6 protein-coding genes are annotated in these 6,566 nt (G+C 61.2%); 3 read left to right on the top strand and 3 right to left on the bottom strand.

Going from position 1 to position 6,566, the window contains the following annotated elements:
- Positions 1-606 (top strand): [Fe-Fe] hydrogenase large subunit C-terminal domain-containing protein (locus BMZ81_RS10890; RefSeq protein ID WP_278308890.1); only part of this gene is annotated, 606 nt, incomplete at its 5' end.
- Between the two features lie 239 nt (positions 607-845).
- Entirely contained in the window at positions 846-2,504 is a 1,659-nt protein-coding gene (locus tag BMZ81_RS10885) for a putative bifunctional diguanylate cyclase/phosphodiesterase (RefSeq protein ID WP_091131964.1), read from the top strand.
- A gap of 105 nt (positions 2,505-2,609) precedes the next feature.
- Here the strand turns inward: BMZ81_RS10885 and BMZ81_RS10880 are convergent, their stop codons facing one another.
- The gene (locus tag BMZ81_RS10880; RefSeq protein WP_091131961.1) at positions 2,610-3,260 is read right to left on the bottom strand and encodes an HAD family hydrolase; all 651 of its coding nucleotides are present in this window, start codon (positions 3,258-3,260) and stop codon (positions 2,610-2,612) included.
- Between the two features lie 94 nt (positions 3,261-3,354).
- Between BMZ81_RS10880 and thpR the strand changes: the two genes are divergently transcribed.
- The gene (gene thpR, locus BMZ81_RS10875; protein WP_091131959.1) at positions 3,355-3,855 is read left to right on the top strand and encodes an RNA 2',3'-cyclic phosphodiesterase; all 501 of its coding nucleotides are present in this window, start codon (positions 3,355-3,357) and stop codon (positions 3,853-3,855) included.
- A gap of 62 nt (positions 3,856-3,917) precedes the next feature.
- Here thpR and BMZ81_RS10870 read toward each other — a convergent pair whose 3' ends face one another.
- Together BMZ81_RS10870 and BMZ81_RS10865 are read right to left on the bottom strand one after the other, a co-directional pair.
- On the bottom strand, positions 3,918-6,074 hold the full coding sequence (locus BMZ81_RS10870) for a M56 family metallopeptidase (protein WP_091131956.1): 2,157 nt from the start codon (positions 6,072-6,074) through the stop codon (positions 3,918-3,920).
- Positions 6,067-6,447, bottom strand: coding sequence for a BlaI/MecI/CopY family transcriptional regulator (locus tag BMZ81_RS10865; protein WP_091131953.1), 381 nt, complete (start codon positions 6,445-6,447; stop codon positions 6,067-6,069). The genes BMZ81_RS10870 and BMZ81_RS10865 overlap by 8 nt, the downstream gene beginning before the upstream one ends.
- Positions 6,448-6,566: the final 119 nt, after the last annotated feature.

Genomic DNA, 6,566 nt, shown 5'->3' with positions numbered 1-6,566 from the left:
GCGAAGAAGCTGTTCCCGCAGTTCAAGGACTACATCTCGATGGCGCTGACGCCGATGGTGATTACGGCGCGGATGGTGAAAAAGGATCATCCGGACGCGCGGATCTGCTTTATTGGGCCGTGCGCGGCAAAGAAGCTGGAGGCAAACCGGAGGTCGGTGCGGTCGGATGTGGACTTTGTGCTGACGTTTGAGGAGCTGCAGGGGATATTTGATGCGAAGGACATCGACTTTGGGGAGCTGGAGGGCGACCCGAACGACGACATGAGCGAGGGGACGGCAATGGGCCGGGGGTTCGCAGTGGTCGGGGGCGTGGCGGCAGCGGTGGCGGAGGCCATCAGTCACATGGAGCCTGGACGTGAAGTGAAGTACGAGTACGGAGACGGGTTGAAAGAGTGCAAAAAGATGCTGATGATGGCGAAGGCGGGGAAGCGGGACGGCTACCTGCTGGAGGGGATGGCGTGTCCGGGGGGCTGCGTGGCCGGCGCGGGCACCATTACGCCGGTGCGGGAGAGCGCATTGAATGTAGAGCGCTTTACGAAGGAGGCCCCGGAGGTCAGCTCCACCACCAGTCCCTTTGTCGCCCGCCTTAAGGACGTCGAGGAATAGGTCCCCGTCTGCACCATGCAGACACGCGGAGCACCCTTCCGGTTACATGGCCGGTGGGATTGCCTGTGTTCCGTGCAAATGATAAAAAAGCCCGCTGCCGAATGACTTCCGGCGGCGGGCTTCCTCATGCCCGCAGAACGGTGGGGAATTGACCGCAGACAGCCGCAAAGACTCCGGGTTGTCTTTTCCTGCCAAATCTCTTATACTAGAACTGAGCTTTATATGAAAGAAGTGCTGGGATGGGAAAAAGGATTCTGTTGATTGATCAAAACGATAGGGATCGCGGGGACCTGAAACGCATCCTGGAGGGACAATATGAGCTTTGGGAGGCCGGAAGCGCCCAGGAGGCATTCGGGCTCCTGACAGGCAAAAATGGCAGCCCGGATGCCGTGTTGCTGGATCTGGAACAGCCGGATATGGATGGACTTGTTTTTTTGGAGGAACTGAAAAAACGCATTTCTCCGGCGGAAAGCCTGGTTTTCCTGCTTGCGGAGGAGGAACCGGGAGAGACGGAGCTCCAGGCACTCCGCTGCGGTATCACGGATCTCATCCAAAGGCCCTTCCACGCCCAGACGATCTTGACGCGGCTGGGCAGCTTTCTCGGCTTGCGGGAGACGGCGTCCCTGGTCGGCCAGGTAGAGCGGGACAGCCTCACAGCATTTTACAACAGGGAGGGGTTTTATGCCCGCCTGGAACAGCTGCTGAAGCAGAACCCGAATCTGCCAGTGGATTTGGTGGCTATGGATATCGGTAACTTCAAACTGGTGAATGACCTCTATGGGGAACAGGCAGGTGATGAGCTGATTCAAACCGTTGCACGCTGTGCATCCGGCAGCTTTGGAAAAAGCGGGGCGATCCTGGCGAGAAAGACAGGGGATCAGTTCCTTTTTGCATTTCCGGGCGGCGGCGTCGGCGGCCAATGGCTCTGGCGGGAGAGCCAGAGCTGGGAAGCAAGGTATCCCATTGACCTGAACCTTCCTCTGCGGTTCGGCATTTATACCATCCAGGGACTGACGGAGCCGGTGTCCGTGATGTGCGACAACGCCAAGCTGGCAGCGGACTCGATTCGGGGCCGGTATGACGTGCACTGGGCGGCATATGATGCTTCCATCCGCCAGCGGCTGCTGGAGGAACAGGGGCTGGCGGATGATTTGGCCGTCGGGCTGCGGGACGGGCAGTTTGATGCCTGGTACCAGCCAAAGTGCGACCCGGCTACGGGGAAGACCGTGGGATGCGAGGCTCTGGTTCGCTGGAACCACCCGGTGCTGGCGCATCTGAGGCCGGATCAATTTGTTCCGCTGTTTGAGCGGAACCGGCTGATTACAAAGCTGGATGCCTTTATGTGGGAGCGGGCCTGCCGAGATCTGGCGGATTACCGGGACGGCGGGGAGCGGGCGATTCCGCTGTCTGTCAATGTATCCCGGGTGGACGTGTATCAAAAAAACCTGGTGCGGTATTTGCAGGATCTGATGGCCCGGCGGAGGATTGATCCGGGCAACATCGTTCTGGAAATTACGGAGTCCGCCTATGCCGACGATCCCGTTCAGCTGACGGACACGGTCCGGAAGCTGCGGGAGGCGGGCTTTCGGGTGGAAATGGACGACTTCGGCAGCGGCTATTCCTCCCTGAATCTGTTGATGGAGATGCCCCTGGACGGTGTAAAGCTGGACTTGAGGCTGCTTCAGGATTTGGAAAAGGATCCCCGCCGGTCACGCTTTTTGCAGCACCTGATGAAAATGGTGATGGATTTGGGACTGTCGGTGACGGCTGAGGGTGTGGAAACGGCCTACCAGGCGAAGTTTCTGCAGGAGGCAGGCTGCCGGTCGGCCCAAGGGAATTACTATTCCCCGCCGCTGCCCCGGGCAGAATTTGAGCGGTTTTTGAAGTCGCACGGATAAAGAGAACACCCCCGCACCCAGCATGCTGGGTGCGGGGGTGTTTCAAACCTGAAAGCACAGAGAAAAGCGGGAGGCGCGGCACCGGCGGGTGCAGGCGAAACCGGATTATTTCTGAACCTCAAACATTTCCTCAAAAGATCGGATATATATATCCGCCAAACGCCGGATGGCGGGTTGATCCGCCTCTGCCGAGCGGTCGTATACCGCCGCCACCCGGAAGCCGGCGGCCTTGGCGGTCTGAATGGCGTGCAGGGCGTCCTCAAAAATGACGGTGTCTTTTTTATTGGACTGCAGGCGGTGCATGGCCCGCTCATAGATCTCCGGGCTGTCCTTTCCCTTCCCCACCTCCTGACAGGTGATCATACCGCGGAAGTAGTGGTCGATGCCGGCGTGGCGCAGGGCGGCCTCCGCCAGCTCCCGGTCTGTGGCGGTGGCCACGTACATCAAAACCCCCTCCATTTTCAGAAGGGATAAAAATTTCTCAACGCCGGGTTTGGCCAGTACCTCGTTGTGATAGAAGTCATGGACTCGGCCCTCCAGCATCTGCACAACTTCCTCCGCAGTCTGAGGCAGGCCGTAGGCCTCCTTGCAATAGGCCGCGCCCTGGCGGAGGGTCAGGACCTTCAGCCGATCCTCCAGATCGGGCCGGGGCGTATGGCCCAGCTGCCTGAGCAGATCGGCCCCCAGATGGTTCCAGATGTGCATGGAGTCCAGCAGGGTGCCGTCCATATCGAAAATGGCGCTTTGCAGTCTCATGAAAAATTTACCTCTCAAACAAAACATTGCAGCCATTTTAGCATAAAAACATGGTAACATACAACTATGAAACCCGGTAAAAGGAGGAAAATCCATGCGCTTGTTTATTGCGATCCCGGTTTCCCCGGCGGTGCGGGCGGCACTGCTGCACACCGCCGCCCAAATGAAGCGCCTGGGAAGCGGCACCTTCGCCCGGCCGGAAAACCTGCACCTGACGCTGGCCTTTCTGGGGGAGACGGAGCGTCTGGCGGCGGCCAGGGGCGCTCTGGACAGGGCCTGCGAAAAAGCGGCGCCCTTTTCCATGGCCGTGGGCGGCCTGGGCCGGTTTGGTGATTTGTGGTGGGCGGGCGTTGAAGAGAACGCCCGTCTGGAGCATCTGGCATTGGAGATCCAGCAGACCCTGCGGGAAGAAGGCTTTGCCATCGAGCGCCGTCCCTGGAAGCCTCACATTACGCTGGTCCGCCGGTGGCGGGGGCCGGATCCGGACCTGTGCCTGCCCGATACCGCCATGTCGGTGGAATGGGTGTCCCTGCTGAAATCGGAGCGGGTGGACGGCAGGCTGGTGTATACGGAGCTTTACAGGCGGCCGCTGTAAAGCGGAGACGGCGGCGCCCAAATCGGGCGCCGCCATCTGGTTTTATCAGGAAAAAAGCCCGTTTACAGGTCCTCTCCTGCCGCCAGAGCGGCCTTGGCCTCCTCCATGGTCATGCCGCCGCTGAAGTGGCCGCCGCAGCCCATGGGAAATTCCCCGATGACATTGTGCTCCGCATCATAGAGAGGGACGGTGAATTCGTGGGGGCAGATCTCCTTTGGAAGATTATGGGGAATGCCGGCCTCATCCGCACGGCAGATATAGCCGGATTCCCCCTGTGTTCCGCGGGCGGCCACCAGGTCCGGCTCGTAGCCCACATAGTCGGCCAGCAGGGTGGAGCCATAGGTTTCCCCGCGGCTGTTTTTGGGGTATTCGCCGCCTGGCAGATCAGACAGCCAACCGTCCACCGTCTCTTCGGCGTTCTTGCGTCCTCTGCGTGTCTCATCAGCAATCAGAGCCTCCCGGTTTCCCACCAGGTATTCCTCCCGGTGGAAGCCGTTTTTGTCCTCAAACAGTTTGTATTTGACGGACGGGTCCTCCGCCCACCAGCAGAAGGAACCGCTGGGAGCGTCGTCGGCCAGCAGTTTGCCGCCCCGGCTGAGAATCAAGGCGGCGTCGCCTCGGACAACGGTCACAGTCTCTGCGGGTAGCTGGTCTCCGCTGCCACGCTCTTCCGGCTCCGGTGGGGCAGGCGCCGCCTCCGCGGGGGCAGGCGCCGGTTCCGCCGGTGTGTCTGCGTCCGAATCAGTACGGTCCTCCGGTGGGAGGGAAGCTGTATAAACAGGCAGAGTGTCCACCGTTATGCCGAACAGTTGGTAAAACAGGGCGTTGTCCCCGGAACCGGAACTGCTGAAGTCATAAAATATCCCGTCGGACTGGTAAACGGCGCAGGAGTCCTCGGCGGGCAGAAGTTTTCCAACCACTCCGTCGGATCGCTGCAGATACAGGACGCTGTGGAAGGGACAGCCGGTGGAGAGGATCACCTGGGCAGCGCCCAGGTCGTGTTCCAGAACCGCCGGCGCCGCGCTGTCGAGAAGCGGATATGCGGTGCCGTCCCACCACACCAGCTCTGCTGACTGGATGTCGTGGAGATCCTCCGGTGTGAACCAGACTGCCTCCTCCGGGGAAACGGCTCCGATCGAATCGGCGGCCGTCTCCGGAGCCTCTGGCACAGACGCCGGGAGTATCCGGGCGTCCGCTTCAGGTGCCAGCAGAGGCGAACGGACCGCCAGGGCTGCCGCGGTGCCACAGGCCAGAATGGCTGCAGTCACCAAAAGCGCCGGCAGGCGTCTCCGCCCCTTCAGAACATCCGCACGGAGCACGCGGTTAAGCCGCAGCGCCAGCGCCTCCCGGGTGGAGAGGGACGCAGCCCACTCCGCCGGACCGGCCGCGGCGGCCATCCGCAAAAGCAGGTTGCCGTAGGCAAAGCGCTCCTCCCGGCTCAGCAGGGCGGCCACATGCTCGTCACAGCTCTGCTCCCCAAGCTCCAGAATCTCCCGGTGCAGCAGGTGCATCAGCGGGTTATACCAGTGGATCACAAGCCCGGCCAGGGAGGCGGTGCGGATCCACAGATCCCTCCTTTTGAGGTGGGTCAGTTCGTGGAGAAAGAGATAGCGCAGATCGCCGGAAGAGAGATCCGATCCGGGCAGCAAAATCACCGGCCGCAGCAGACCGGTCACCAGCGGCGACGGGATCAGCGGATGGACGCGCACCGCCGCGCGGCAGCGGATGCCGGACTGCGCCCGGCAGAGATGCAGTACATTCAGAACTGTGGGCTCTGTTACGGCCCGGCTGCCTCCCAGCACCCAGCGGCGAAACCGGAGACAGGCGTACAGCTTATACGCCAGCACGCCCGCCGCACCGATGGCCCACAGAACCGTCAGCAGGGAAAACACCTGGGGCGGCAGAAAGAAGGAAGCGGCAGCTGCCTCCGGAAACGGAGCGGGTGATGGAATCGCCGGGGTGGGCACGGCCGGCAGCAGAGCAGACGGCGCGGACGTCGGGATCGCCGCCGCGGGTGCGGCGGCGATCCACCCGGAGAGCCACTTCCCCACTGACGCCGCCAGACGGCCCACAGGGATCAGCATAAACAGCAGGCTGCATTTTAAAATCCGGTATTCCCACCGGGCGGGCAGGCGGCCCCGTCCTGCCAGATGGACCAGCCCCCAAGCCAGCACGGCCGCACTGCCCGAGAGCGTCAGGCGGAACAGCGCGTCAATCATGGCCCGCCTCCTGTTCAAACCACGCCTGCAGCTGGGCCAGCTCCTGGGGCTTGAGCTGCCCGCCGCCGTAAAAGGCAGCCAAAAAATCCAGCACAGAGCCGTGGTACAGCTCCTCCACAAGCTGGCGGGCCTCCCGCTGACGGTACCCGGACTCCGTCATGGCGGGGGTATAGAAATTCGTTTTTCCACGCCGGGCCACGGTCAGCAGTCCCTTGTCCACCAGTCGGGTGAGGAACGTGGACATGGTCTGGGACTTCCAGCCCTTCCGGACAAAGACTTCCATCAGATAGGCGGAAGTGACGGGTGGCTCCGCCTGCCAGATGGCCTGCATGATCTCCATCTCCGACTCGGAGAGGCGTTGAATGGTGCGCATAAAATTCACCTCCACAATAAACTACATGCATGTAGTATATTCTTTATACTACACATGTGTAGTAATGTCAAGGAGAAAATACGGGAGGCCGCGAAAACCGCGGCCTCCCGGTCAAATTG

Source organism: Oscillibacter sp. PC13 (assembly GCF_900115635.1).
Classification (GTDB): domain Bacteria; phylum Bacillota; class Clostridia; order Oscillospirales; family Oscillospiraceae; genus Oscillibacter.
Note: the sequence above shows the minus strand (reverse complement) of the source record. Positions and strands in the feature narration are given on the sequence as shown.

Bases quoted from the DNA above. Each gene is read 5' to 3' on its own strand.
- BMZ81_RS10885 (WP_091131964.1), top strand. From the start codon at position 846: ATGGGAAAAAGGATTCTGTTGATTGATCAAAACGATAGGGATCGCGGG.
- BMZ81_RS10880 (WP_091131961.1), bottom strand. From the start codon at position 3,260: ATGAGACTGCAAAGCGCCATTTTCGATATGGACGGCACCCTGCTGGAC.
- thpR (WP_091131959.1), top strand. From the start codon at position 3,355: ATGCGCTTGTTTATTGCGATCCCGGTTTCCCCGGCGGTGCGGGCGGCA.
- BMZ81_RS10870 (WP_091131956.1), bottom strand. From the start codon at position 6,074: ATGATTGACGCGCTGTTCCGCCTGACGCTCTCGGGCAGTGCGGCCGTG.
- BMZ81_RS10865 (WP_091131953.1), bottom strand. From the start codon at position 6,447: ATGCGCACCATTCAACGCCTCTCCGAGTCGGAGATGGAGATCATGCAG.